General features: G+C 44.6%; 20 protein-coding genes and 1 pseudogene. 12 read left to right on the top strand and 9 right to left on the bottom strand.

Annotated features, from left to right (window positions below; translation table 11 throughout):
* Positions 1-42 precede the first annotated feature (42 nt).
* Both D1814_RS04410 and D1814_RS04405 read right to left on the bottom strand, forming a co-directional pair.
* Positions 43-810 (bottom strand): class II aldolase/adducin family protein, encoded by a 768-nt coding sequence (locus D1814_RS04410; protein ID WP_118490280.1) that lies wholly within the window; start codon positions 808-810, stop codon positions 43-45.
* Between the two features lie 65 nt (positions 811-875).
* Entirely contained in the window at positions 876-1,421 is a 546-nt protein-coding gene (locus D1814_RS04405; RefSeq protein WP_118490279.1) for an NUDIX hydrolase, read from the bottom strand.
* A 232-nt stretch (positions 1,422-1,653) separates the two neighbouring features.
* On the opposite strand from D1814_RS04405, the gene D1814_RS04400 reads away from it, so the two are divergent.
* The 5 genes from D1814_RS04400 to D1814_RS04380 all read left to right on the top strand — a co-directional run bounded on the left by D1814_RS04400 (position 1,654) and on the right by D1814_RS04380 (position 9,720).
* A complete protein-coding gene (locus D1814_RS04400; protein ID WP_118490278.1) occupies positions 1,654-2,703 on the top strand; it encodes an efflux RND transporter periplasmic adaptor subunit in 1,050 nt (349 codons plus the stop codon).
* 13 nt (positions 2,704-2,716) lie between these two features.
* Complete coding sequence (locus tag D1814_RS04395) at positions 2,717-5,824, top strand: efflux RND transporter permease subunit (protein ID WP_118490277.1); 3,108 nt, start codon at positions 2,717-2,719, stop codon at positions 5,822-5,824.
* Positions 5,825-6,322: 498 nt separating this feature from the next.
* Positions 6,323-6,727 (top strand): substrate-binding domain-containing protein, encoded by a 405-nt coding sequence (locus D1814_RS04390; RefSeq protein WP_118490276.1) that lies wholly within the window; start codon positions 6,323-6,325, stop codon positions 6,725-6,727.
* Between the two features lie 34 nt (positions 6,728-6,761).
* Positions 6,762-7,943, top strand: coding sequence for a topoisomerase IV (locus D1814_RS04385; protein WP_118490275.1), 1,182 nt, complete (start codon positions 6,762-6,764; stop codon positions 7,941-7,943).
* Between the two features lie 157 nt (positions 7,944-8,100).
* The gene (locus D1814_RS04380) at positions 8,101-9,720 is read left to right on the top strand and encodes a methyl-accepting chemotaxis protein (protein ID WP_118490274.1); all 1,620 of its coding nucleotides are present in this window, start codon (positions 8,101-8,103) and stop codon (positions 9,718-9,720) included.
* 174 nt (positions 9,721-9,894) lie between these two features.
* Here the strand turns inward: D1814_RS04380 and rpoD are convergent.
* From rpoD to rpsU, 4 genes and pseudogenes are all read right to left on the bottom strand, one after another.
* Positions 9,895-11,731 (bottom strand): annotated as a pseudogene (rpoD, locus tag D1814_RS04375) (RNA polymerase sigma factor RpoD).
* A 442-nt stretch (positions 11,732-12,173) separates the two neighbouring features.
* Positions 12,174-13,952 (bottom strand): DNA primase, encoded by a 1,779-nt coding sequence (gene dnaG, locus D1814_RS04370; RefSeq protein WP_118490273.1) that lies wholly within the window; start codon positions 13,950-13,952, stop codon positions 12,174-12,176.
* A 173-nt stretch (positions 13,953-14,125) separates the two neighbouring features.
* Positions 14,126-14,572: a GatB/YqeY domain-containing protein gene (locus D1814_RS04365; protein ID WP_118490272.1), complete on the bottom strand. Its 447-nt coding sequence runs from the start codon at positions 14,570-14,572 to the stop codon at positions 14,126-14,128.
* A gap of 236 nt (positions 14,573-14,808) precedes the next feature.
* Positions 14,809-15,024: a 30S ribosomal protein S21 gene (rpsU, locus tag D1814_RS04360; protein ID WP_012517258.1), complete on the bottom strand. Its 216-nt coding sequence runs from the start codon at positions 15,022-15,024 to the stop codon at positions 14,809-14,811.
* A 522-nt stretch (positions 15,025-15,546) separates the two neighbouring features.
* On the opposite strand from rpsU, the gene tsaD reads away from it, so the two are divergent.
* Positions 15,547-16,572 carry a tRNA (adenosine(37)-N6)-threonylcarbamoyltransferase complex transferase subunit TsaD gene (gene tsaD, locus D1814_RS04355; protein WP_118490271.1) on the top strand — a complete coding sequence of 342 codons (1,026 nt, stop codon included), beginning with the start codon at positions 15,547-15,549 and terminating at the stop codon, positions 16,570-16,572.
* A 192-nt stretch (positions 16,573-16,764) separates the two neighbouring features.
* Positions 16,765-18,072: an alkaline phosphatase family protein gene (locus D1814_RS04350; RefSeq protein ID WP_118490270.1), complete on the top strand. Its 1,308-nt coding sequence runs from the start codon at positions 16,765-16,767 to the stop codon at positions 18,070-18,072.
* Here the strand turns inward: D1814_RS04350 and plsY are convergent.
* The gene (gene plsY / locus D1814_RS04345) at positions 18,062-18,664 is read right to left on the bottom strand and encodes a glycerol-3-phosphate 1-O-acyltransferase PlsY (RefSeq protein ID WP_118490269.1); all 603 of its coding nucleotides are present in this window, start codon (positions 18,662-18,664) and stop codon (positions 18,062-18,064) included. The genes D1814_RS04350 and plsY overlap by 11 nt on opposite strands.
* Positions 18,665-18,955: 291 nt before the next feature.
* Between plsY and folB the strand changes: the two genes are divergently transcribed.
* The 4 genes from folB (at position 18,956) to D1814_RS04325 (ending at position 21,104) form a co-directional block, all read left to right on the top strand.
* Positions 18,956-19,309, top strand: coding sequence for a dihydroneopterin aldolase (gene folB / locus D1814_RS04340; RefSeq protein WP_118490268.1), 354 nt, complete (start codon positions 18,956-18,958; stop codon positions 19,307-19,309).
* Complete coding sequence (folK, locus tag D1814_RS04335; RefSeq protein WP_118490267.1) at positions 19,309-19,803, top strand: 2-amino-4-hydroxy-6-hydroxymethyldihydropteridine diphosphokinase; 495 nt, start codon at positions 19,309-19,311, stop codon at positions 19,801-19,803. The genes folB and folK overlap by 1 nt, the downstream gene beginning before the upstream one ends.
* Before the next feature lie 8 nt (positions 19,804-19,811).
* Positions 19,812-20,612, top strand: coding sequence for an undecaprenyl-diphosphate phosphatase (locus D1814_RS04330; protein WP_118490266.1), 801 nt, complete (start codon positions 19,812-19,814; stop codon positions 20,610-20,612).
* Between the two features lie 120 nt (positions 20,613-20,732).
* Positions 20,733-21,104 carry a histidine triad nucleotide-binding protein gene (locus tag D1814_RS04325; protein WP_118490265.1) on the top strand — a complete coding sequence of 124 codons (372 nt, stop codon included), beginning with the start codon at positions 20,733-20,735 and terminating at the stop codon, positions 21,102-21,104.
* A 100-nt stretch (positions 21,105-21,204) separates the two neighbouring features.
* Here D1814_RS04325 and D1814_RS04320 read toward each other — a convergent pair whose 3' ends face one another.
* Positions 21,205-22,899: a dipeptidyl-peptidase 3 family protein gene (locus D1814_RS04320; protein ID WP_118495303.1), complete on the bottom strand. Its 1,695-nt coding sequence runs from the start codon at positions 22,897-22,899 to the stop codon at positions 21,205-21,207.
* A gap of 444 nt (positions 22,900-23,343) precedes the next feature.
* Here D1814_RS04320 and D1814_RS04315 point away from each other — a divergent pair, with 444 nt between their 5' ends.
* Positions 23,344-24,180, top strand: coding sequence for an HDOD domain-containing protein (locus D1814_RS04315; RefSeq protein WP_118490264.1), 837 nt, complete (start codon positions 23,344-23,346; stop codon positions 24,178-24,180).
* A 129-nt stretch (positions 24,181-24,309) separates the two neighbouring features.
* On the opposite strand, the gene D1814_RS04310 is transcribed toward D1814_RS04315, so the two are convergent.
* On the bottom strand, positions 24,310-25,500 hold the full coding sequence (locus D1814_RS04310) for a benzoate/H(+) symporter BenE family transporter (RefSeq protein ID WP_118490263.1): 1,191 nt from the start codon (positions 25,498-25,500) through the stop codon (positions 24,310-24,312).
* Between the last annotated feature and the right edge of the window lie 127 nt (positions 25,501-25,627).

Raw genomic sequence — 25,627 nt, 5'->3', positions numbered from 1 at the left:
TTCCTGTTTAAAATGAGTTGGCGTTTAGCTAAATAAGCTTAATTATTCGCAAAAACTTGGGTCTAATTTATAGGCTTTGCGCAGCATGGCAGGCCATGCTTTTTGTCCGCCTGTTTCGCCGCTGTGAACCACATTTGCCTGGGCGTATATACCATCAATAATGCTTTGCGGTATTTCGATAACCTCTTCGTTAGACTGCATCAGGGCAAGCTGAATTTCGCACGCACGCTGTAAATCGTAAAAGCGCATAAAGGCGTCGCCAACCGTTGGGCCAAGGGTTAAACCGCCATGGTTAGGCAAAAGCATATGATTAGTATCGCCAAGATCGTCTTGCAAACGCTTCTTTTCGCTATCGTCTACGGCCAAGCCTTCATAGCTGTGATAAGAAAGCGAAGGAAGCGAAAACATTGAATATTGACTCCAGGGCTTCAATCCGCCTTTCACCGAAGCCACAGAGATGGTAGCTAACGTATGTAGGTGGATAACGCACTGGGCGTCGTGGCGCACTTCGTGAATTGCACTGTGAATAGTGAATCCGGCCGGGTTAATCCCATAGGGTGTGTCGTCAAGTATATTGCCGTCTAAGTCGACTTTGACCAGGTTAGAAGCCGTAACTTCCTCAAAGGTAAGCCCAAAGGCGTTAACAAGATAATGGTCTGTGCCCGGAACCTTGGCGGAAATGTGAGTATAGATAAGATCGCCCCATCGCATATCAGCCACTAATCGGTAGCATGCGGCTAAATCGATACGGGTTTGCCATTCCTGTTCAGATACTTTGCCTTTTAGGCTTAACGTTGGCAGTGAAAACAAGCCACTTCTCCTGTTTATTCTATTGGGACAATTTACCAATCCCCGGCACAATGAACAATGCTTTGTCAGTGCTGCTTTATAACGAATTGGGTGTAGCCATCGCGCAAGGGAATAAGATCGTCGGCATAACGTAGCGCATCATGGTCGAGCAAAAATGGGTCAACTTTAACGAGGCTGACAACTTCTATCTTGGCCCACGAAGGCGCCTCGAAAGTGTTCGGAAGTTTTTCAATGCCTGCGTCTGTATGACAGCCAAATATGACTAGGCCATTGACCGTGGTCGATAAATATTCCTTCACTTCAACGTTAAAACCCGTTTCCTCCCATGTCTCTCGATGGGCGGTGCAGGCAAGTGATTCACCTTCAACTAGCCCTCCACCGGGGAAGTCTAATTTGCCAGACAGGCGGTGTTTGATTAGCAACACTCTCTCATTGGTTTTTATTAAACAGGCCGCGCCAACAGGCGAAATTTTAGCGTTTATCTGACCGTTAACATTCTTAGATAACAGTGCATCTGAAACACGGCACATTGGGGTACTAGGCGCTGACTGTGAACATGCGAAAAGCGTTAAAACAGCGAATATAGCTGATAAGCGAAATAAGATGACCATTGATTTGGGTAAAATACTCTAGCGGGTGTTTGCGATTGTTGTAAAAGCAATCAATATTATCGAACAGACTCTACGCAAAAATAATACAACAAACAATAATAACGCGGTACACAAAAATATGTTTGGGAAAGTTTGTGCTCGAGTAAAGCGAACTTTGTGTACTTGAGTATTCGTTGATCTTTTTAAAAAACTTCAGGCTCAACGCAATGCTATTTTACCAATAGGAAAGGTTATGTCTTCACGATTATCGTTATCGCCCTTATTACTTGGCGTGGTGTTGCTTGCTGGTGTTGTGGCATATTTGAATGTGCCTCAGGAAGAAAGTAAAGCAAACGCTGCCGCTAGAGCCACACCAGTAAATACAGCAGTAGTTTCGTCACAGGCATTTCCTATCACTATCGAGTCGCTCGGCACAGCTACTGCGAACGAGTCGGTGAATATTACGGCGCAAGTTACCGATACGGTAAAAACAATAAATTTCGATGATGGCGATAAAGTCGTTGAGGGCGAGCTTTTGGTGCAGCTTAACAACACTGAAGAGCGCGCCAGAGTGGAAGAACTCAAAGCGAACATTGATGAAGCAAAACGCCAGTTTACCCGCATAGCCGATTTACGTCAGTCAAATGCTACCTCTGAGCAGCTTCTCGATGAACAACAGGCCCGAGTAAAAGCGTTACAGGCCCAGTTAGATGTCGCGTTAGCACAGCTCAATGATCTACAAGTTCGCGCGCCATTTAACGGGCTTTTGGGTAACCGCGAAATCAGTATTGGTTCACTTATCCAGCCAGGCGATACCATCACCACGTTAGATGATATTAGCCAAATCAAAGTTGATTTTAGTATCGCTGAAAACCACCTTGCCAGCGTGGCTAAAGGGCAATTGGTAAGTGCGTCATCAGTCGCTTATCCTGGAGAAGAGTTTACAGGAAAAATCACTAATATTGATACGCGCTTGGACCCCATTAGCCGCTCTATTCGCGTGCGCGCAACTATTGACAACCAAGACAGTCGTCTACGCCCAGGTATGCTGCTGACCGTCGTGGTAGAAAAACGTGTACTTAGTGCTTTAGTCTTGCCAGAAAAGGCACTGGTGCCAGTGCAAGACAAACAGTTTGTTTATGTAGTTAAAGATAATGTAGCACATCAAACCGAAGTGGAAATTGGTGAGCGTCGTCCAGGGCAAGTGCAAATTGTCAGCGGTTTAAGTGAAGGAGATGAAGTAATAACCGAAGGTACACTTCGCGTACGTGACCAATCTCCGGTTAATGTATTAAACCGCTAGGGAGCAAACAGTTATGCTATTGTCAGACGTTTCTGTAAAGCGCCCGGTTTTTGCAACCGTACTCAATTTACTACTGATTATTTTTGGTATTGTCGCATTCTCTATGTTGAGTTTACGGGAATATCCCGATATAGACCCACCTATAGTATCGGTTAATACAAACTACACTGGGGCTTCAGCGAATATAGTCGAGACCCGAATTACCCAGCTTTTAGAAGACAGAATTTCGGGTATTGAAGGTATAAAGAACGTAACTTCCACGTCTCGTAATGGTCGCTCAGACATCACTATCGAGTTTAAACTTTCCAGAGATATTGATGCGGCAGCCAACGATGTGCGCGAGCGAGTCAGCCGAGCTTTGAATAACTTGCCCGACCAAGCCGATCCACCTGAAGTGTCTAAAGCGAACTCAGATGAAAGCGCCGTAGTGTGGTACAACTTACGAAGCACTAACCTCAATACCATGGAGCTGACCGACTACGCAGAGCGTGTACTGGTTGACAGGCTATCCATTGTGGATGGTGTGGCTAGAATTCAAATTGGTGGTGGTAGACGCTACGCCATGAAAGTGTTTTTAGACCGCAATGCCATGGCGGCTAGAGGCATAACAGTTAGTGATGTAGAGCAGGTGATCCGTGCCGAAAATGTTGAGTTGCCTGCCGGTGAAGTAGAAAGTAATGATCGTGACTTTGAAGTAAGGGTAGCGCGCACTTTCCTAACGCCGGATGATTTTGCAGCCCTAACCGTTGCAGTAGGGGATAACGGCTATCTTGTACGCCTAGGTGAAATAGCCCACGTTGAACTAACCGCTGAGGATGATGAAACAGAGTTTCGTGGTGATGGCGTCAATATGATAGGTCTTGGCATTATCAAGCAGTCTAAAGCCAATACTCTCGAAGTAGCCCGGGCAGCTAAAGCGCAGATAGAAAGAATAGAAGCGACCCTTCCAGATAACATTTTTATTGTACCAAGCTACGACTCATCAGTTTTCATTGAGGCGTCGATTGACGAGGTATATGAGACTTTGGGGATCGCAATGCTGATGGTGGTGATAGTAATATACCTTTTCCTAGGTAATATTCGCGCCACCTTGATTCCTGCGGTTACCGTTCCCGTTTCTATTATTGCGGCTTTTATCGTGATGTATGCGCTGGGCTTTTCGATAAACCTGCTTACCTTGCTTGCTATGGTGTTAGCGATTGGTCTTGTGGTAGATGACGCTATTGTTGTACTTGAAAACATCTATCGACGCATTGAGATGGGCGAACCGCCTATTTTAGCTGCCTATCGCGGCGCAAAAGAGGTCGGGTTTGCCGTGATTGCGACCACACTTGTACTTATTTCAGTGTTCGTTCCTTTGGTCTTCCTTGAAGGGAATATTGGCAGGCTGTTCACCGAATTTGCGTTAGCTATTGCTGCAGCCGTGGCATTTTCTAGTTTTACTGCGCTTACTTTGTCACCCATGATGGCGTCGAAAATACTTAAAAAACGCCCACGTTCATCAGGCTTTGGAAGCTGGATGGATAAGCGATTTTCAAAGCTCGAAACCCGTTACTTCAATACGTTGGGTAAAACCTTACACCAACCTTTTCTTATGCTGCTAATGCTTGTTATTGCGGTTGTTGCGTTAGTTCAGCTATCAGAGAAGATTCCAAGCGAGTTCGTTCCTAAAGAAGATAGAGGTAACTTTTTCATCTTAATGAACGCTCAAGAAGGGGCGAGCTTTGAAAGTAACGCAAGGAATCTAGAGCAAATAGAAAGCATATTAATGCCCTATCGTGAGAGCGGTAAAATTAATCGTCTTTTGGTGAGAACACCTGGTTTCGGCGGAAATGCGGGGATTGCGATCGTCGGTTCTGCAGATTGGGACGAACGTGATTTCAGCACATTTTCACTCATGGATGAAATCAGCGGCAAGCTTAACAGCGTGCCCGATGTTCGCGCGTTTGCAATTATGCGAAGCGGTATATCAGGAGGCGGGCTCGGACGCCCAGTTCAGTTTGTCTTACAGGGTGACACTTATGAGAACCTCGTAGAATGGCGCGACATAGTGTTAAAAAAAGCAGCGCAAAACCTGGGATTAATTCGGCTAGACTCTGATTATAAAGAGACGTCACCACAGCTGTTAGTTAATATTAATCGCGACAGAGCGGCTGACCTAGGTGTATCAATTAGCGATATTGGCGGCACATTGGAGGTTATGCTAGGTCAGCGTACGGTGTCTACTTTCCTTGATAGAGGTGAGGAATACGATGTCATCATGGAAGGCATCGAAGAAGACTTCAGAAGCCCTAACAGTATTGAAAATTTATACGTGCGTTCGTCACGTACGGGTGAGCTTATTCCTATGGATAACTTACTAACGTTTGAGGAGCAAGCAACATCTGCGCAGCTTAATCGTTATAACAGAATGCGAGCTGTAACCATATCGGCGAACTTGGCAGAGGGTTATACTCTTGGTGAGGCACTCGCCTATTTAGAAAATATTGTGGCTACTGAACTGCCCGATAACGTATCTATAGATTACAAAGGTGAGTCACAGCTTTATCAAGAAGCGGGCAACTCATTTGTTTATGTCTTTATGCTAGCGCTTGCGGTCACTTACTTAATATTGGCCGCGCAGTTTGAAAGTTGGGTGCATCCTTTAGTGATAATGCTTACTGTGCCTTTAGCCCTCGTCGGGGCATACATCGGGCTGTTTTTCAGTGATATGACGATTAATATCTACAGCCAAATTGGTTTGGTGATGCTTATCGGGCTTGCCGCTAAAAATGGTATCTTGATAGTAGAATTCGCTAATCAGCTTCGTGATGCGGGTATGGAGTTTGAACTCGCACTTAAGCGTGCTGCCGCACAGCGCTTGCGCCCTATCGTTATGACAGGTTTTACCACCGTGTTTAGTTCTTTGCCTTTGGTACTTGCATCAGGGCCTGGCGCTGAGAGCCGTATGGTAATTGGTATGGTTATTTTCTCAGGCGTACTTGTTTCGGCATTTATGACCCTTTATGTTGTACCCACAGCGTATAGTTGGCTAGCAAGAAATACTGGCTCTCCAATGCAGCGAACCAACGAAATCGAAGCGCTAGAAAAAGCGATTCCTTACAAGAAAGGTGAGTCGTAGAAATTCTCTCGTAGTTTATTGATTGCCTTTTGAACTCGTGCCAACACAAATTGGTGCGAGTTCAAAAGAGTTAGGTATCTTTTTTCATACTCTAATATCGGTTTTTATTACTTCTGCTATAGCGTCTGATTTTTTTAAGTTGTTGATATTGTTAAGGTAACTCTTCTTTTTTGTCTTGCATTTATTTTTCTTATCGGCCTTCATACACGCTAACAGTATGTATTAGACAATCGTATAGTTGTTTAACTTTCCACTTTCACTACACTGCGCACAATTCTCAAGTACTTATATAAGCTATTAATTTATATAAGATAAATATTTAAAGCTCAAAGTGGCGAATATTGCGTTTGTGACCAATACTTATCACGTAGTAAATGTTTGGACACACAAGCACCTGTTTGCTTCATATCGCTCAAACACGCAAATGTCGTTTTTAGCGCCTTCAAAGAAAGTGAAGAGCGATGGGCTAGCATTCACAAAGACTCCAGAGGACATATGATGAAAAAATGGATACTTGCAGCCGGACTATGCTGTAACGTCGCGATCGCTGACGTGGCAGTCATCGTGCATCCTAGCAATGGCGATTCACTAGATAAAGACAGCATTAGCCGACTTTTCTTAAACAAGGCCAAAGCATTTCCTAGCGGTACAAAAGCAGAGCCTGTTGCGTTAGCTGAAGGTCAATCTGCCACAGACGAATTTAACGGTAAGGTACTAAACAAAACCGCAGCTCAACTTACTGCGTTTTGGTCGAAACTTGTTTTTACGGGTAAAGGTCAGCCTCCTAAGGCGTTGGGTAGTGACGCAGATGTTATATCTACAGTTGCAAGTAATCCTGGCGCTATTGGTTATGTCGACGCTGGCGCCGTTAATGACAGCGTACGTGTTGTCGCTACCTTCTAACTTACCGTTAATACAAAGAATTTAAGGAACACGCATGAAAACCAAATTAGCTATCTTATCTATGGCTGGCCTTTTGGCTACACCAGTACTTGCCGACATTCAAATTAACGGCTTTGCAAACCTTATCGGCGGAATGACACTAGACGATGACGAGTCAGTGTACGGCTACGACAGTGATTTTAACTTCGACCCAGCCAGTGTGTTTGGTCTGCAAGTTCGCGGTGACGTTAGCGATAAGCTTTCTGCTACAGCACAGTTAGTTGGCCGCGGTAGTGAAGACTACGACGCCGATTTCGAATGGGCTTACATGACTTACATGTTGAACAACAACGTCAACATTAGTGCTGGCCGCTTACGTATGCCACTTTTCAAATACTCAGCATCTCTTGATATCGGTTACTCTTACCACTGGTTAACACCACCTGATGCAATTTACGGTATCGACTTTAACAATATCGATGGTGTTCGCGTTGATTACACGAATTACTCGGGTGATTGGGAATACGGCGCTCAGCTAACTATGGGACGTGTTGAAACTGATACGACGATTTCAGGTACGCCTGCAGCGCTAGATCTAAAAAATGTAGTGGCAGTTTCTTTTGAGGCGACACGTGACTGGTTCAGCGCTCGTACCTTGCTTGCACGCGGTACGACTAGTGCTGCGAATGAAGATTTTGACTCGTTCATAGACGGAATGTCGGCGTTCGGCGCAGTTATTCCCAATGCGTCTGCTGCGGCTGAAGGCTTCAGTGTAAATGATGATACTGGGACCTTTTTTGAAGTAGCAGTTGATATCGACAAGTACGATTGGTTTGTAGGCGCAGAATTCACCCAGACTGAGGTTGATGGTTCTGTTATCGCTGATAATAAAGCGTGGTACGTTACTGCGGGTATGCGCTTCGGCAAGTTTACGCCGCACATTACCTATGAAGTTGAAGAAGCGGATAACGGTACTCAGCTTGGTCTAGTAGCTGCGCTTCCTTCTACTATCTCTACTGGAGATGCGGTTACCGATGCGACTTGGGCTTCTATCTATCAAGGTGCTGCCGGCATTGCTGCTCAACAAGAGCTAGATGTATCAGCGGTTACTGTAGGCCTTCGCTACGATGTTGAACCAGGCTTTGCACTTAAGACCGATGTAACTTGGTACTCAGACGACCTAAATGATCTAAATGATGCAACTCTGCTTAAAGTTGGCGTAAATTATACGTTCTAACTACCTATTTATGGCCTTGCACGTGTGCGAGGCCATAATTTCGTTAAAGTTTTTTACTAACAGGTAGATAAATTAGGTAGACCAAACAAAGTGCAGCGCTTTTTGAAAAGTTAGGTGAAAAGTAGTTGTACGATCATAAAAAACAGTGGGATAGTTGATGAACTTTCTAAAGAAAATGCCAATTGCGACTAAGATCTTTCTTATACCGGGGATCGCAGCGCTAAGTTTTATTATTTATTTGCTTATCACTGTTTACACTGCGCTCAATAATGGCGCAACGCTAGAAAAAGTACAGAAAGTTCAATTCCCAGCCTTACAGTTATCGGCATCGACATTGGTCGACATGCAAAAAGTGCGTGATACCCTCGCGAGCGCGGTAACAACAGGTGATCAAGATACCCTTACCGTGGCGAAAGAGTTAGCCGAAGAAGCGAAGAAAGGGCTTAATCAAATAGCGAACATCAGCCCGGAATTTCGTTCAGATATCGCTCGTATATCTTCAGGTTTTGACAAATATTTTGACGTCGCCTACGACGTTTCACAGTCTATGGTAAATGGCACAGCTGACTTTAGTCGGTTGGGCGAACTGTCGGCACAAATGAACCAGTCTTATGACGGCGCGATTGCCGCTATGTCACAGTTTCGCGACGCACAACAAACCGCGTTCGAAGAATCGTTTGAAAATACAGATAGCGCTAATACTTCGCTTATTAGTACAGGCGTTATTTTAGCTATTGTTGTAACCGTTTTGTTATTTGCCACAGCAGTGCCTATTGTGCGCGGCATTAAGCAGAGTATTGATGATGTCGTTCGTTCTCTTAAAGATATTGCGCAAGAAAATGGCGACTTAACAGTTCGTATTGATACAAAGAGTGAAGATGAAATTGGTGAGCTGGTATACTGGTTCAATCAATTTATGGATAAACTTCAAGGTGTAGTACGTGACGTGGTTGAAGCGAGCTTACCGCTATCGAACTTAGCGCAAAACCTTCGCGGCGTAACTGAAGAAACTCAGCGCACCATTGATGTACAACAGAAGTCTGCAACAAATGCTAAGCAAGCGGTAGATACTATGAGCGGCTCTGTTGATGGCGTTGCACATAGTGCAGCCCAAGCAGCAAGTGACGCCAATGAAGCGACTACAGCGGCAAGTGAAGGTCGTCAAATCGTACAGCAAACCGTGACTAGTATTCAGCAGCTTGCTGAAAACGTGCGCGAGACAGCTGACGTTATTGGGCGCTTAGAGTCTGACTCAAACAAAGTCGGTTCAGTGCTAGATGTAATCAAGGGCATAGCGGAACAAACCAACCTACTTGCACTTAACGCGGCTATCGAGGCAGCAAGGGCCGGTGAACAAGGGCGAGGCTTTGCGGTAGTCGCCGATGAAGTAAGAACGCTCGCATCGCGTACCCAACAGTCTACAGAAGAAATTCAGAGCACTATAGAACAGCTTCAAAGCGCTGCACATTCGGCGGTTGAGGTAATGGCTCGTGGCACCGAACAAGCCACAAATAGCGTTGAAACCGCCAATAAAGCGGGTAGCAGCTTAGAGACGATTACCAGTACAATCGGTCGCATCAATCAAATGAATGAGCAAATTGCCCACAACACTGAAGATCAGCGCACTGTTGCGGTTGACATTGTACGTCACGTTGATGAAATTCATCAGCGCACTGAGCAAACTGCAAGTCGTTCAGGTGAATTGGGAACTATGTGTAATGAACTTGCTGACCTTGCGCAACACCTCGAGTCAATTGCTAAGCAGTTTAGGGTGTAGGTTGTAGTTAACTACTCTAAAGCGTATTGAAAGCCTCCTAACGGGGGCTTTTTTGTGGGTCTAGCGAAATGCTAAAGCAACGAGTTGCAGCTTTTTACAGAAAGAACTTCGGGAAATTAAAACAAAAAAATCCCCAGCCAAGGCCGGGGATTTTTAAACAAAGCAATGCTTTTTCTATTCGTCTAAGAAGCTGCGTAGCTGCTCAGAACGGCTAGGGTGGCGAAGCTTGCGAAGTGCTTTAGCTTCAATCTGACGGATACGCTCACGGGTAACGTCAAACTGTTTGCCTACTTCTTCAAGCGTATGGTCAGTATTCATATCGATACCGAAACGCATACGTAGAACTTTCGCCTCACGAGCCGTTAGGGCCTGCGAGTACTTCTTGCGTAGCGCCTTTTAAGCTACCGCCAGTAGCTGAATCGAGGGGCTGAATAATAGTGCTGTCCTCGATAAAGTCGCCAAGATGTGAATCTTCATCATCGCCGATAGGTGTTTCCATCGAGATTGGCTCTTTAGCAATCTTAAGTACTTTACGAATCTTGTCTTCAGGCATTAACATGCGCTCTGACAATTCTTCAGGCGTAGGTTCGCGACCCATTTCCTGAAGCATTTGACGTGAGATACGGTTTAGCTTGTTAATCGTTTCAATCATGTGCACAGGGATACGGATAGTACGCGCCTGGTCAGCAATTGAACGAGTAATCGCCTGACGAATCCACCATGTAGCATACGTAGAGAACTTATAACCACGACGGTATTCGAACTTATCTACCGCTTTCATCAGACCGATATTACCTTCTTGGATAAGGTCAAGGAACTGAAGACCGCGGTTGGTATACTTCTTCGCAATCGAGATTACAAGACGAAGGTTAGCTTCAACCATTTCTTTTTTCGCACGACGCGCTTTCGCTTCACCAATCGACATGCGACGGTTAATGTCTTTAATATCAGCGATAACCAAGCCAGTTTCTTGCTCAACCTGATTCATCTTGCTAATGCAGCGTTCAATCTCTTCTTGGTTAACTGCAAGCTCAGCTGCGTAAGGCGCACCTGACTTAACTGCTTCGTATAACCACGCAGTAGATGTTTCATTACCCGCAAAAGCTTTTATAAAATCTTTCTTAGGCATTTTTGCATTAACAACACAGAACTTCATTACAAGACGTTCTTGGATACGTACTTTGTCCATCATTGCACGCATGTTCTTAACCATGCGATCAAATTGCTTAGGAACTAGACGGAACTCTTTAAATACGTCGCTTAAAGCGTTTATTTGTGTGCGAGAATCGGCATGAGAACGACCCTTCTTCTCGATAACATCACGAGTTTTTAGGTACTGTTCACGAAGTTCTGCGAAGCGTTCGCGTGCAAGCTCTGGGTCTACGCCGCTATCGTCTTCATCTTCGTCGTCATCATCATCATCATCGCCATCTTCGTCATCTAACTCTTCTTCAGATAACTCTGAGCCTACGTGCGTCGCAGTTGGCGCGAGATCTTGATCATCGTTAGGATCAACAAAGCCAGAGATAATATCGCTTAGGCGAATTTCTTCGGCTTCGTATAAATCCCACTGATCTAACAGGTAAGTGATCGCTTCTGGATATTCAGCAACCGAGCACTGTACTTGGTTAATACCGTCTTCAATACGCTTAGCGATTTCAATTTCGCCTTCACGAGTAAGAAGTTCAACGGTACCCATTTCACGCATATACATGCGAACTGGGTCAGTCGTACGGCCAATTTCACTTTCTACAGTAGCAAGTGCTTGAGCTGCTGCTTCTGCAGCATCTTCATCAGCATTCGCTTCTTGCATGAGAAGTTCATCTGCATCAGGAGCTGATTCAGAAACTTGAATTCCCATGTCATTAATCATGCGGATTATGTCTTCGATTTGATCAGAATCGACAATATCTTGCGGCAGGTGGTCGTTTACTTCTGCAAAGGTTAAGTAACCTTGCTCTTTACCTTTTGCAATCAGGAGTTTAATCTGAGACTGCTTGCTTTGCGCCATATAACCTACACTTCTCACATTCAATTAGTTTGCAATAGAAAAGACAACATACGCCTAGGTATGTTCCCCGTTCTGCTGTAGTACTGCATTTGTATCAAGGCCGTTAATGCTAGATGCCACGCTGGTATAAACCAATATGTTTACGATGCACATCTGCTCGGGTTCGGTTCTGCCCGTTATGTTCGGCTATATCTTTGCTACTCGTGTTGCTGCATTTTTGTTCACATAAAAGTGTGAACCATGTTCAAACATGCCCGCAGCGAATTAGCCAGTATAGCAGAATAAGCGGTGGTTTTACCAGATTGACGGCCGATTTTTTAGCCAGTGCTTTTTACATTTCCGCTTTTATTACTTGCATAGTGCATAATTGCAAGGTGAAAGCGAATTAATCGTAAAGCTTACTACGCAAAAACAGATCAACCCGAAGTTCATTACCCCTAGGTTAACTCTTCTGTCTTTCCCTCATAAGCAGGTTCAATTCCTGTTTTTCCGCTTGCGTTAGCGGCTGAACCCGCGAGCGTGAAATTAAGGTTTCAATGCGGCTATCGAAATGCCCGTCCAGTAAGCGAGCGAAGCTGTCGTTATAAACACGCTCAGCATCCTCGTCTTTAACTAAGTGTTCTTGTAACAATAATTTCGCGATAGTAGAAGAATGGGGATGGTCGCGGAAATTTTCAACAAGCTGTGCGGTTTTTGCTTGAGGGTGGCTGACACAATAGCTGTGAATATCACGCAATAAATCCATACCGGCAGCCTGACTGCCTGCGAATATATCGATCTGTACATCTTCGCAACGTGCGGCTAACTCAGGCTTATCAAGCAATAAGCGTATCAACATACGAAGTGGCGATAGTTTTGGTTTGTTTACTTGGTTACGATTAGGAGAATATGCTTGCTTCGACCCTTGATTCGCTTTGGTAATATCTTGCTGAAGTTTAAACCTATCGAACTCTCCGGTGTGCTTGGCTAACTCTTCTAATAGCATTTGCTTTTGGTCATCGCCTAAGGTGCTTTCAATCAGCGGCATTGCTGCTTTTTTAAGGGCAATTTTACCTTCTGGCGTACCCACGTTGTGGGTTTTTAGCAAATTCTCAAAAAAGAAGCGAGATAGTGGCATAGCGTTATCGAGCATTTCCATGAAAGCATCTTTACCTACTTGGCGTACCATAGTGTCTGGGTCTTCGCCGTCAGGTAGAAATAAAAACGATATACGCACACCGTCTTTTAACGCAGGTAAGGCATTCTCTAGCGCGCGCCATGCTGCTTCACGGCCAGCTCTGTCGCCGTCGTAGCAGCACACGATATGTGAAGTGGCGCGAACCAACATCTGAATATGCTCAGGTGTGGTGGCCGTACCTAAGGCAGCGGTAGCAATATTAATGTCGAACTGACTCAATGCCACTACGTCCATATAGCCTTCAACAACAACAACAGTATCTAGCGTTCGATTGTTCTGGCGCGCTGAGTAAAACCCAAAAAGCTCACTGCCTTTATGAAATATTCGGGTCTCTGGCGAGTTTAAATACTTGGGGCCGCCGTCATCTAATACACGTCCACCAAAGCCTACCACTCGACCCCGTTTGTCCCTGATAGGAAACATTATGCGGTCGCGAAAGAAGTCGTAGGTACGTCCTTGGTCGTTTTTATTGACCAGTTTTAAATCTACCAGCTGCTTGATGCGCTGTGGATCTTTGCCAAAGGTACTTAGCAGGGCGTCCCAGCTGTCAGGGGCATAGCCAATTTCCCATTGCTTGACGATGTCGCCACTAAGCCCACGGTTCTTTAAATAGTCGATGGCTTTTTTACTATTACCGTTTTGGCGCAACTGGTGCTGGAAAAAGCGTGTAACTTGTTCCATCACTGCATAGTCGTCTTGTTGTTGCTGCTTTTTCTCTTCGCTCATGGCAGGGCGACTGCCTTTTTCTCGAGGTACTTCAAGCCCGTGATAACGCGCTAGCTCTTCAATAGCCTCTACAAACTCTAGACGGTCGAATTCCATAATAAAGGAGATAGCATTACCGTGAGCGCCGCATCCGAAACAGTGATAGAACTGCTTATCTTGGCTGACGGTGAAAGACGGTGATTTCTCATTGTGGAATGGGCAGCATGCTTGGTAATTCTTACCTGCTTTTTTGAGTTTGACTCGGCTATCCACTACTTCTACCACGTCAGTACGTGAAAGTAGATCATCTATAAAATCGCGAGGTATTTTTCCAGCCATGAGGGTATTTTCAACAAGGATTAGTAAAGCACAAGTCGTGATGGCTTTCTAAACAAAAGGCAACGACATGATGAAAGCAGTGGAGTACTGTAACAGGGAAGTGTATAAATGAGAATAACGAAGGTGTGGATATACACACCTTCAAAATACTTCACTTAAATAAAGGACTAAGCCTAAGCGTTCAAGCGTGCCTTTATTTTAGCACTCAATGCACCCATGTCGGTGCGGCCTTGAACTTTTGGCTTCAATGCGCCCATGACTTTACCCATATCTTGCATACCCGACGCGCCAGTCGCCGCCATAGTTTCGTCGATAAGGGCATTTAGTTCATCGTCAGTCAAAGGCTGTGGCAAGAAATCTTCAATATAAGTGATTTCTTCACGCTCTTTGCTAGCGAGGTCTTCGCGATTGGCGGCGTCGTATTGGGCAGCCGCGTCTTGACGCTGTTTAACCATTTTGGTCAATACCGCTAAGATTGCGCTATCGTCTAGCGTGATTTGTTCATCGATTTCTTTTTGCTTAATGGCAGCCATAGCCATACGAATAGTACCAAGACGTACTTTTTCTTTTGCACGCATCGCATCTTTCTGCGCTGCTTTTAAATCATCAATTAGTGCCATGATGCTTCCTGATTTTTATTAGTAGATTGCTTATACCAATCCGCATAGAGCATTGCCGGCTCAGAAGGTAATGATCTATGCGGACTGGTATTATTAAGCCCCAGGTTGAAAATCAAATGCAACCATTTGAAAAGGAAAAATGGAGTCGTTAAATAATAAGGCCAAAAAATAGAGGCCCAGAAACGCGAAAGGTGCTGCAATTGCAACACCTTTCAGACTCGTTACTTAACCCTATATTAGTAGAGTTTTACGCGACGTGCGTTTTCACGAGCTAGCTTCTTAAGATGACGCTTCTTAGCGGCAGCTTTCTTGCGCTTGCGTTCCCAAGTTGGCTTTTCGAAGAATTCACGACGACGAACTTCAGAAAGAACACCTGCTTTTTCACAAGAACGCTTAAAACGACGCAGCGCCACATCAAACGGCTCGTTTTCTCTAACTTTAACGATAGGCATTAAACACTCACCTCAAAACTTTTACTGTGTAAATCCGGGTAAAATTGTGCGCTAAAAAGGCCACCCGGGTTAAAAATGGTGCGAAATTCTAATCATATCTACAGAGAAAGTAAAGGATGAATTGCTAAAAAATAGCCAATATTGTGCATTTACCGTTCATTTACCTGTTCACTGGCATTCCATGAATGCAGGATTAAAGGTAAACTCTGCGCTCGTTAAGCATCGTGTTGTTTAACGCGGCTTGTATAAGCGCCCTTTTCAGAATGCTTTTTGCTCACTTTTCATTTGAACTGTAAGTGTGATCAAAAATAGAAAGCAAATGATCCTGACGAGGGTAGTGTTATGATCGCGCCGGGATCATAAAGATGATCCCGCCAGATCGCCAGAATTATTTTCACAGTTTTTGGTATTCGCTTTATTACGTGCTGTTTACAGCACTATCAATGAGCAATTCATGTGTTAGGCAGCTTTGTAAATCCAGAGGCTAGGCGTTGAAGTTAGTAGTAGAAAGGGTTACTCCCCATGCGTATTTTAGGAATAGAAACATCTTGTGACGAAACTGGCATCGCCGTTTATGACGATGAAAAAGGCTTGTTGTCACACGAACTATACAGCCAAGTAAAGCTGCACGCTGATTATGGCGGTGTCGTGCCCGAGCTTGCTTCACGGGATCACGTTAGAAAAATCATTCCTTTAATTGAAAAAGCCATGGAAGATGCGAATACCAAACCATCAGATATCGACGGCGTTGCCTTTACCCAAGGCCCGGGTTTAGTAGGGGCGCTGTTAGTAGGCTCATCGGTAGGGCGGTCGCTCTCCTATGCGTGGAACGTACCTGCAGTAGGCGTTCATCACATGGAGGGGCACTTGCTAGCGCCTATGCTTGAAGACGATGCGCCAGAATTTCCTTTTGTTGCACTGTTGGTGTCGGGCGGTCACTCAATGCTGGTTAAAGTAGAAGGCATTGGTCAGTATGAAGTACTCGGCGAGTCTATCGATGATGCCGCAGGCGAAGCTTTTGATAAAACCGCTAAACTACTTGGTCTTGATTATCCTGGCGGCCCTCTCTTAGCAAAATTGGCCGAAAAGGGCGAGGCGGGACACTACAAATTCCCACGCCCAATGACCGACAGACCGGGCTTAGATTTCAGTTTTAGCGGTTTAAAAACCTTTGCTGCAAACACCATTCGTGATGCTGACTTAACCGATGGTGATGCTGAACAAATCAAAGCTAATATTGCCTACGCATTCCAAGAGGCCGTAGTGGATACGCTTATTATTAAATGTAAGCGAGCGTTGAAGCAGACAGGAATGAAACGATTGGTTATTGCTGGCGGCGTCAGTGCAAATACAATGCTGCGCAGTGAGATGAAAGCCCTGATGCAAGAGCTGAAAGGTGAGGTGTTTTACCCTAGCTTAGCGTATTGTACAGATAATGGTGCCATGATTGCTTATGCGGGAATGCAGCGCCTGAAAGCTGGTGAAACCTTGTCATTATCTTCACAAGCCAAACCGCGCTGGCCTCTTGATACCTTGTCTGTAATTTAAGAGCGCCGACAGGGTTTAAACAATGTTGTGAAATCGATACTGCATATCATCGGTATGCATAAGATGTGTATAAGGCAGATATTGAGCACAACAAACAGGCAACACAGTCAAGCAAAGAGCAAAGGCAATGGGAGCGCATCCCATTGCCTTTTGTTTTACCACGGCAAATATTGAGTAAGGACGTAAAAGAATATGCGCTTAGCAACAAACGAAAGAAAACAAAATGCATCGCTATTATTGTTAGCCCTGTCGTTATTTATTTCGATTTTCTTTGCAGCGCTCACCGCGTCTAATGCATTTGCCTCAAGTAAAGCACTTTCAAACGAAGCAGACAAAGTGCTAAAGCAAGAGCAGTATGTAGTGTTAATTTCTCTTGATGGATTTCGCCATGATTACATCGAGTTACACGATGCCAAGCACCTTGGTGCCATCGCAAAGCAAGGGGTAAGAGCATCATCGATGACCCCTGTTTATCCGTCAAATACCTTTCCCAACCATATTTCGTTGATCACAGGGCTGCTTCCTAAACACCACGGTATTGTGAATAACCGTTTTTATGATAAATCCCGTCCTACAAAAGAGGGTTATGCAAAATATCAGTTGGGCTATGGCGGGATGGATAGCACGTGGATCACGGCAACGCCGCTATGGAACTTAGTGGAATATCATGGGATGAAGGCCGCTACCTTTTTCTGGCCAGAGTCTGATGCTCGTATTTCGGGGACACAGCCCAGCTACTTTTTCCACTACTCTAAATACGCCGATTATCAGCAACGAATCGACCAAATTATAAATTGGCTTAAACTTCCTGAAGTATCACGACCTCGTTTTATCGCTGGCTATTTTTCGTTAACCGATACGGTAGGCCATGATGAAGGACCGTTGGCTGATAAAACGAATGATGCGGTGCAAGAAGTAGATGCACTTATTGGTCAGCTTTATGAGCGTATAGCTGCATTAGATTTGCCGATAAATTTAGTGGTGGTGTCAGACCACGGTATGACACCTATCGATGAAAGCCAGCTTATTGAAGTAGAGTCTTTATCCATTCCTGATAGCTTCATTATTGAAAATGAAGGGGCGCAAGTTCATCTTTACGCCAGAGAAAACGTGCTCGATAAACAAATCACCGAAGAAATAGAACGTCTTACCTATATAGCCGAAAACCGCTTCATTGTGCTCAATGACACCCAGCGCGCTCAGCGTCACATGGAAGTAGGAAGCAGAACGGGCGATATCATTATCGAAATTGCGCCACCAGCCCGTTTCAAAAACGCCAACAGTACGCATGTTAGCAAAGGTGGCCATGGCTACGTAAATACGTTACCTGATATGGGAGCGACCTTTGTTGCAGTAGGGCCGGCGTTTAAAACGAACACCACTATACCTACATTTAGCAATTTAGAGGTTTATCCAGCGCTGGCTAAAATATTGGGTATTTCGCCTGTTACGCCTATAGATGGAAAGCTGGATGTACTGCAGCAGGCACTTACTCTTTAACTTTGCCTTTATCCCACACTTTACTTTCATTGCCTGCTAACAGGCGGGCAATGTTGTCTTTATGGCGTAAAATAATAAGCAGTGAAAGCATTGCTACCGGCACGGTGTACAAAGGCTTAATTAAAAACGTGAAAAGCGGCGCAAGCGACACCGCAACGAGCGCACCGAGCGAAGAATAGCCGGTAAGAAAAACCACTACTACCCAGCTTAGAACAAGCAGCCCTGCTAAATCGAGCCCAATAGGCAACATGGCACCAAAGGCGGTAGCGACGGCTTTACCGCCTTTGAAACCAAAATAAAGCGGAAATATATGACCTAAACAGGCAAAGATTGCAATTATGCCCAGCATTATTGGTTCTATACCCAAAAAATAGCTGCCGTACACCGGAATAGTGCCTTTCAAAATATCCATAACAAGCACGAGCAGCGCGGGAATTCGACCACCCAAGCGGTACACATTAGTTGCTCCAGGGTTTTTAGAGCCAGCGGTTCTTGGGTCGGGTAGACCAAATAATTGGCTAATAACCACTGCACTTGAAAGTGAACCGAAGAGGTAGGCAACAGCAGCCATTAAAAGCGTTAGCGAAATCATTTTTTCATTCTAATTATCAAAAGCGTTTTCGAAGTACGACCTTCTATCAGGTTTCACTTCTCTTATAAGAGGTTAAAGGCTTGTGTCCTATTAAATTACAAAACCTTGGTTGCCCCCAGTTGTCATACAGCGTTATAGTTGTGCCACACAAGCGTAAAGCTACTCCATCCAAACGCGATATACCACCGTTTACCAGCAATATGTGGTTGAAAGCGCAGTAGTAAGACCAGTATTGAAGCCGGAAAGTAGGGCAATAAACTGGTTTGATAACAGACAAGATGAAAAAATTCCATGGGAAAAATTTATATAACAGGGCTTGAAGTAGACACCCTGATTGGTGTTTATGATTGGGAACGAGTTAGAACCACCCAACTACTTCTCGATGTAACACTTGATGTCGACTTAAGCACAGCGATGCAAAGTGATGATGTTGCTGATACGGTAGATTATGCAAAAGTAGCCGAGTGCATCGTGGAAGTTGGTAAAGAAAGTACGTTCGAACTACTAGAGGCTTTCGGGAGTAAGGTTATGGATGCCGTACTTGAACACTTCTCGGTTGCTTCAATAACGCTTAAAATCGTTAAACCTAATATTCTTCCTAATGCGCAAACCGTTGCCGTTGAAATGCGAAAAGAGCGCATCTAATGCCTAAACATACCATTTTAATCAGCATTGGTTCTAATATTGAGCGCGAGCATTATACGAGACAGTCTTTGGTTGCCCTAAAACAACACTTCTCAGATGTTTCAGTGTCTTCCGTTTATGAAAGCGAAGCTGTAGGCTTCAACGGGAGTCCTTTTTATAATGCTGCCGCCCGGGCGACAACATCAAAAAATGTTGAAGAGGTGTGTGCAATACTGAAAGCAATTGAGAAAGACAATGGAAGAGTGCATACCGATAAAAAATTCTGCGCTAGAACCCTTGATCTCGATTTGCTTACCTATGATAGTAAGGTAACCACATCCCCTGTGGTTTTGCCTCGCGAAGAGATTTGTTACAACGCGTTTGTGCTTTGGCCGTTAGCTGAACTTGTTCCCGACGACATTCACCCTGAAACGCAAGAAACCTATGCCCAAATGTGGCAAAACTTTGATAAACAGAAACAACAATTATGGCCAATTGACTTTACTTGGAGTTAAGCAAAGGAATGACACTTTTCGAAATCATTATTTTAGCAATCATTCAGGGCGTTACTGAATTTCTTCCAATCAGTAGTTCTGGGCACTTGCTGCTACCCGCTGAGCTTTTCGGTTGGGTAAGCCAGGGTTTGGCGTTTGACGTAGCAGTACATGTGGGAAGCCTTCTTGCAGTTATGATCTATTTTCGTCAAGAAATAGGGCAGATGACAGTAGCATGGGTGACTCAAGGCTTCAGCAAGCAGCAATCTACCGACAGTAAACTTGCGTGGTACGTTATTGTGGCGACTATTCCAGCGGTCATCATTGGCTTTTTGATGAAAGGCTGGATAGAAGATAATGCACGTACAGCATTGGTAATCGCAGGTACCACCATCATTTTCGGTTTGCTTTTATGGTATGCCGATTCGACAGCAAAGCGGGAACAAGAGCTTGAAGGCCTAACGCTAAAACAAGCCATTTATATCGGCTTAGCCCAGGTGTTAGCGTTAATTCCGGGGACATCTCGCTCGGGTATAACTATGACTGCTGGCTTGATGCTAGGATTAAAACGCGAAGCCTGCGCGCGCTTTTCTTTCTTACTGTCTATACCTGTCATCTTAGGTGCAGGGTTGCTAGCCACCTTAGATTTACTCAAAGCAAATGAAGCGGTGGACTGGTATGCATTGCTGTATGGCGCAGCATTTTCATTTGTAAGTGCTTACCTTTGTATTTATTTATTCCTAAGCTGGATATCTCGTATAGGCATGCTGCCTTTCGTTATCTATCGCTTAGCGTTGGGCGTAATACTTCTATGGTTTGTTTTCGCTTAATACAAGGCATCGAGCCGAGTAAAAACACTGTAGTTTAGACTTTGTTATTGCATTGGCGAGAGAACAACCATCGATCGCTAACGCAATAGTTAAACACCTGATTAAAAAGGAATGTGAGACATGGCAGAAACAATTTTTGATAAAATTATCAGCAAGGAAATTCCAGCAGAGATTTTGTACGAAGACGAACTAGCGCTGGCGTTTAAAGATATAAACCCTCAGGCGCCTACTCACTTTTTGGTTATTCCTAAAAAGCAAATTGCCACGGTAAATGATATTGCTGAAGAAGATCGCGAAGTAGTAGGGCACTTGTCATATGTAGCAGCAAAAATTGCCAAGGAGCAAGGATTTGCCGATCAGGGTTTTCGTACCGTCATGAATTGTAACGAATACGGCGGCCAAACCGTATATCACATTCACCTTCACGTGTTGGCGGGCAAACCGCTGGGCTGGCCTCCGTATACTGAGAATATGAAGCAGCACGTAGAGTAACGTTTTCGCTTAAAGATAAAAAAATGCCGCCTTCTATTTAGAAGGCGGCATTTTTGTTTACGCTGCAGCTATATTAGCTAAATAATTGAAATAAAATAGCTTATTCAGCAAGTCCTAACACTTTCTTACCTTGATTAAAGTGAATATCAACCGGGATGCTGGCTGCTTCTAAGCGTGCTAAATCTGACGCGAGGTCAGGCTTAATTACACCCATAGTTTCGACCAGTTTTGCGACACCGTCGTAATCGCCGTCACCTTGAAGCGTAAGGATCAATTCAGAAAGTGCCTCTACTGCAGCACCCATCTTCTCCATATTCACGCGATACATGCCGTCTTCTGTTTTCTCAAACGCACCTTGCTGTGCAAAAAAGTTAAAACGAATCATGTTCGCTTTGCCGTGAGCAGAGCTTGCACCGAAACGCACTGAACGGAAAATTCCCGCCATAAAAGTAACGTAATAGTCTTCCAGTGTACCTTCGGTAATTTCACCTTTTTCTAGAAGGCTTTGTACCATGTACAAACCTAGAATATCTGCTTTACCTTCTTCAAGGGCTGAAGCATGTTCCTTAAGTGCGCCGCGCACGGTACCCGAACCGTCTAAGGTGTTTTTAATGCCAAGACCATGAGCCACTTCGTGAAACATAGTATTTGCGAAAAAGGCGTCAAACGTAATGTGTTCACGTTGTTCAGGCACAATTAGCGTATCTGCAATAGGTACTAAAATAGTATCGAATTTGGCGCGCATTGCGTTTTTCAGCTGTAGACGGCGGGTGCCTTTTTCTAGCTGTACGCGCTCGTCATTTGGCAGGTTAATCGCAATGGTTTTGCTACCGGCATTAGAGTGGCCTGCGTAATAAATAACGTCATACGCATTGAGGTCTGCATCAGAGCCAGGCATCTCAGCTTTGTAAGCATCAGCAACAGGAAGGCCTTGCTGAAGCTCAGGTAGGAAAGCGGCGTACTTAGCTAGCTTCTCACTCCACGCTAAATCTTTAATAAGCACGTAGGCTTCAAATGCCGCGCGATAGCCAAAGAGTTGATCTTCGTAGCTTTCAATAGGGCCAATAACCAGCTCAACAGGGTTGGTCTTCATATCCATCCACGCCATATCGGAAGCAAGATAGTCGTTAGACAACAATGCCTCAGAACGCAGTTGCAGGTATTGCTTGAAGCTTTCGTCTTCAGCCAGGGTAGACGCCTCCTTAAGCAAATCAGATGCCTTCATTAATTCGCTTTTAAATGCTTCAGAGTAGGGCACAGAATAAAGGTTACCGGCTTCATCGCGCTTCACCATAGAATACAAGCCTTGTTTGTCGGCAAACTCAGCCGTAGCAAATTCTTCCTTTTCCATATCGTGAGGGTAAAACTCAGCGCCTAGGGTTTTGTCTGCATAGCCGCTGATAAATGGTGTATCGCCGTTAAGTCGATCCCAAGGTCCATAGTTTATGGCGGCAAAATGGCGTACTTTTTCGTCGCTTATTGAGGAAAGGAAGGCGTCTTTATCTTCAAAAAATGCCTGCTTCCAAAACAGGTCATCCATAATTTTTGACGCATCTATTAAAAGCGAAAGCATTTTATGCTGGTTGTCACTAAGGTGTGATAAATCGCTGGTAAGGTCTACACCGTGATAAATAGACAAGCGGGACTCGTCTACAAGTAAAGTTTGCGCTGTATCGGTTTCAGGCTTTGCCGTTTGAGTTTGCGTTGTATCGGCGCTTTTGCTGCAGGCGGTCAGCATAAATAGCCCTGCTACTGCAGCAGCAATAGGCGAATAAGTTGAAGTCGTTTTTTTAATCATAAGGTTTACCGTGTCGTTTTCCCGTATTGATTTAAGTATGTGGGGAGGTGTTTGCGTAACTCACTATAGCTATGCTTTTGATTTTATACAAAAGTATGAAAATTATTTGCTTAATATCAATAGTGGTTTGCTGCTTGTTGTCTATACTTTGAGTGAGCTCTTGGGCTACTGCGGCCGTTAAACATTCGCATTAAGCCCGTCTTTTTTAGTTGGTCGAAACGAGAGAGCTACTATAGTATGGTGATAGAAATACCATAATAAAACAATAAACGGTTTGTATTTTAGCGTGAAACATAGAGGCCTATGTGAATAAGCGCAGGGAATGCAACGCACAAATACTCAATTTATTTGGCGCATCAGGTTGATGTTGGCTAAATGGAGTACGGGTAACGCAAACTATCGCCTTATCAAGGCAATTTGGAACTTTCTAAGGGTAGAAATATGTCTACACAGAACGCGCTTTCAACTATCTTGGTTGAAAAAATAAACAATGACACACTGGTCCTTCCTACACTTCCTGCTATTGCATTGAAAGTCCGTAAAGCAGCAGATGACCCCGACATTAATCTTAATGCTATGGGCGAGGTAATCGGACAAGACCCATCACTTAGTGCAAGAATGATCAAAATTGCAAACAGTGCTTATATGGGGCGCAGTGTTAAAGTAACCTCTATCAGTCAGGCAGTAACGCGTATTGGCCTGCGACAAATTAAGAATATTTCTACCGCACTGGCAATGGAGCAGCTGTTCGTATCTAAAAACGATGTAGTTGCTCGTTATCTGCAACAGGAATGGGCGAATACGGTAAACATAGTTGCCAGTGCAATGGCGGTATTACAGCTTTACATAGCTCGCACCAAAAAGCGGGAAATGAGCATGGATACTATGACCTTAGCTGCATTGGTACACAATATTGGCGTACTGCCTATTTTGACCGAAGCTGAACGTCACCCTGAGGTTTTTGCTAATCCTTCTTTCCTTGAAGTGGCGATAGATAAACTCGCGGGCCGCATTGGCGCGAGTATTATGCGGGAATGGGGTTTTGGTGAAAGCTTCGTTAATGTAGCGAAAAACTGGAAAGACTTAAGCTATCTCCCTGATGCGCTAAGTTATATTGACTTTGTTCGCGTAGGTGCGGCGGTTTCGGGTGCTGCAGGTAGCCAAAAAGACGCTATTTTGAACTTAGCTATACAACGTGGTGTGGTCGAAGATATGGGCGAGCTTCACTCTGATGAATTTGAAGAGCTAACAAGCGCCGCGAAGCAAATTTTCTTATAAGCAGTTAAGCTTTTGAGCTACCCCCCAATTCTACAAAGTAGTGTTAGGCCGATACAGAGGTGCATCTTCAAACGTATCGGCCTTTTTATTATGTAGGTTAGCTATAGGTACAGCGCTTAATCAGCAAACCTACGCGCTAGCAGGTTTCTTTTGAACATACAGTAATAGTAAACCTAGCCCCAATCCCCACACCGCTGAAGTCATAGAAAATAAGCTAAAGCCTGACGCCGTACATAGCATGGTAAGCAGTGCTGGAGCCCTGTGGTGCTCAACTTCCATAGCGCGAACTATCGCCCCTTGTAGCGTAGCTAAGAGAGCTAGTCCAGCAAGTAGGTGAATAATGATACTGGGCATGCTAACAAATAATGCTACGACAACTGACGCTAATAGCCCCATAAATAAGTACGCCACGCCGGCCGCTATGGCAGCTCTATAGCGCTGTGACTTTTCACTATCCGCTTGCTCACCCATGCACAATGCGGCCGTGATTGCCGCTAAGTTAAAGGTAAAACCACCAAACGGTGCTAATAGGGCCTGAACAATGGCGATACCTGATAAAATAGGCTTATGGTCGGGCGTATAGCCGTGGGCGTGATGAATAGCTATGGCAGGCAAGTTTTGAGAAAGCGTAGTGATAACGAAAAGGGGAAAGGCTAACCCAATAGTGGCACTTAAAGAGAAAGTGGGCGTTACCCAAATAGGCTCGGGCAGGGTAAATATTGATGACAGCCCTGATGAGGTGCTTGGTAAAGCAACAACACCGCTGGCACTCCCCATAAACAAACTAATTCCCACAGACATAACCAGTAATAACAGCATCAGATAACGGGGAAATAGTCGGCTCCCTATTAGGTAAGCGGAAATAAATAACGCAACTAGGTGCGGCGCTTCTTTTACATCGGTAAATATCGCAAGGCATATGGGTAAGAGGATACCGGCCACAAGTGACGATGAAATTGAAGGAGGAATGCGACTTATTTGTTTAAGCAGGCTACGACTTTGCGCCGTTACAAGAGAAAGCATTGCGCATATTACAAAAGCGCCAATGGCTTCGCTTAATCGGTAATCACCAATACTGGTTAACAAGAAAGCCGCGCCAGGCGTAGACCACGCTGTAACAACAGGCAGTTTGGATAGCCAGGAAAATAGAATGCAGGTAATACCCATACCAAGCCCTAGCGCGAATAACCAGCTTATTACCATGTCATCGCTAGCGCCGGCTTTGCGCGCTACGTCAATAATAATGACAACAGAGCTACTGTAACCTACCGTAACGGCGGTAAGCCCCGCGCTGATATGGCTTAACTTCCATTTACTCATGAAAACCCTCGTGATGGAATTTCGATTTGGACTCGACGAGTGATAAAAACACGCTTTTAGTGTCTATCAATGTGCTACTCTACCTTTTCGTGCGCTATAACGTACAATAGGTAATTTACCATTTGTG

Origin of the sequence: Alteromonas sp. BL110 (genome assembly GCF_003443615.1) — a bacterium.
Classification (GTDB): Bacteria; Pseudomonadota; Gammaproteobacteria; order Enterobacterales; family Alteromonadaceae; genus Alteromonas.
The sequence above is the reverse complement of the archived record's forward strand: the minus strand, read 5'-3'. Positions and strand labels throughout refer to the sequence as shown.

What these genes read in the sequence shown, in the direction of transcription:
- folK (WP_118490267.1), top strand. Translation starts at nt 19,309, where the DNA reads ATGCCTAAACATACCATTTTAATCAGCATTGGTTCTAATATTGAGCGC.
- D1814_RS04315 (WP_118490264.1), top strand. Translation starts at nt 23,344, where the DNA reads ATGTCTACACAGAACGCGCTTTCAACTATCTTGGTTGAAAAAATAAAC.
- D1814_RS04400 (WP_118490278.1), top strand. Translation starts at nt 1,654, where the DNA reads ATGTCTTCACGATTATCGTTATCGCCCTTATTACTTGGCGTGGTGTTG.
- D1814_RS04395 (WP_118490277.1), top strand. Translation starts at nt 2,717, where the DNA reads ATGCTATTGTCAGACGTTTCTGTAAAGCGCCCGGTTTTTGCAACCGTA.
- plsY (WP_118490269.1), bottom strand. Translation starts at nt 18,664, where the DNA reads ATGATTTCGCTAACGCTTTTAATGGCTGCTGTTGCCTACCTCTTCGGT.
- D1814_RS04350 (WP_118490270.1), top strand. Translation starts at nt 16,765, where the DNA reads ATGCGCTTAGCAACAAACGAAAGAAAACAAAATGCATCGCTATTATTG.
- folB (WP_118490268.1), top strand. Translation starts at nt 18,956, where the DNA reads ATGGGAAAAATTTATATAACAGGGCTTGAAGTAGACACCCTGATTGGT.
- D1814_RS04385 (WP_118490275.1), top strand. Translation starts at nt 6,762, where the DNA reads ATGAAAACCAAATTAGCTATCTTATCTATGGCTGGCCTTTTGGCTACA.
- tsaD (WP_118490271.1), top strand. Translation starts at nt 15,547, where the DNA reads ATGCGTATTTTAGGAATAGAAACATCTTGTGACGAAACTGGCATCGCC.
- D1814_RS04365 (WP_118490272.1), bottom strand. Translation starts at nt 14,572, where the DNA reads ATGGCACTAATTGATGATTTAAAAGCAGCGCAGAAAGATGCGATGCGT.
- D1814_RS04310 (WP_118490263.1), bottom strand. Translation starts at nt 25,500, where the DNA reads ATGAGTAAATGGAAGTTAAGCCATATCAGCGCGGGGCTTACCGCCGTT.
- D1814_RS04405 (WP_118490279.1), bottom strand. Translation starts at nt 1,421, where the DNA reads ATGGTCATCTTATTTCGCTTATCAGCTATATTCGCTGTTTTAACGCTT.
- dnaG (WP_118490273.1), bottom strand. Translation starts at nt 13,952, where the DNA reads ATGGCTGGAAAAATACCTCGCGATTTTATAGATGATCTACTTTCACGT.
- D1814_RS04325 (WP_118490265.1), top strand. Translation starts at nt 20,733, where the DNA reads ATGGCAGAAACAATTTTTGATAAAATTATCAGCAAGGAAATTCCAGCA.
- D1814_RS04390 (WP_118490276.1), top strand. Translation starts at nt 6,323, where the DNA reads ATGAAAAAATGGATACTTGCAGCCGGACTATGCTGTAACGTCGCGATC.
- D1814_RS04380 (WP_118490274.1), top strand. Translation starts at nt 8,101, where the DNA reads ATGAACTTTCTAAAGAAAATGCCAATTGCGACTAAGATCTTTCTTATA.
- rpsU (WP_012517258.1), bottom strand. Translation starts at nt 15,024, where the DNA reads ATGCCTATCGTTAAAGTTAGAGAAAACGAGCCGTTTGATGTGGCGCTG.
- D1814_RS04330 (WP_118490266.1), top strand. Translation starts at nt 19,812, where the DNA reads ATGACACTTTTCGAAATCATTATTTTAGCAATCATTCAGGGCGTTACT.